The sequence below is a fragment of the Zoogloea sp. LCSB751 genome, assembly GCF_002028455.1.
Taxonomy (GTDB): Bacteria; Pseudomonadota; Gammaproteobacteria; order Burkholderiales; family Rhodocyclaceae; genus Zoogloea.
In genome coordinates this window covers 1-494 of the sequence record NZ_MWUM01000088.1, presented here as the reverse complement: position 1 = coordinate 494, position 494 = coordinate 1, and the positions used below count along the sequence as shown (strand labels likewise).

Annotated in this window: 1 protein-coding gene; it reads right to left on the bottom strand. The window is 68.4% G+C overall.

All coding sequences use genetic code 11. From position 1 onward, the window contains the following. Window positions 1–494 (bottom strand): phosphomethylpyrimidine synthase ThiC (locus tag B4920_RS30665; RefSeq protein ID WP_254051066.1); only part of this gene is annotated, 494 nt, incomplete at both ends.

Below are 494 nucleotides of genomic sequence, written 5' to 3'. Positions count from 1 at the left end.
AGGAAGTTGCGGCCGATGATCATCGGCTCGGACTCGGGATGGTTGATGTTGTTGGGGATGATGGCGCGGCCGCGGGCAACCTCAGAGCGCACGAACTCGGGGGTGATTTCGCCCGGAATGGCGGCACCGAAGTCCTGGCCCTTGTGCTGGCGGGTCAGGAGGGCAGCCATCTTCTCGCCCTGCGGGCCGGTGGCGCGCAGGCTCTCGAGGTAGGCCTGGCGGTTGACGTTCTCGCGGATGGCGACGAATTCCATCTCCGGGGTGATGATCCCCTGGCGGGCGTAGTGCATCTGGGAGACGTTCTTCCCGGGCAGCGCACGGCGGGGCTTGCGGTGCAGGCCGGGGAAGCGCAGCTCGTCGAGCTTGGGGTCGGCGGCACGGGCGCGGCCGAATTCGGAGGACAGGTCGGGCAGCACTTCGGTGTCACCGCGCTCTTCGATCCAGCCCTGGCGCAGGGCCGGCAGGCCGGAGCGGATGTCGATCTTCGCGCTAGG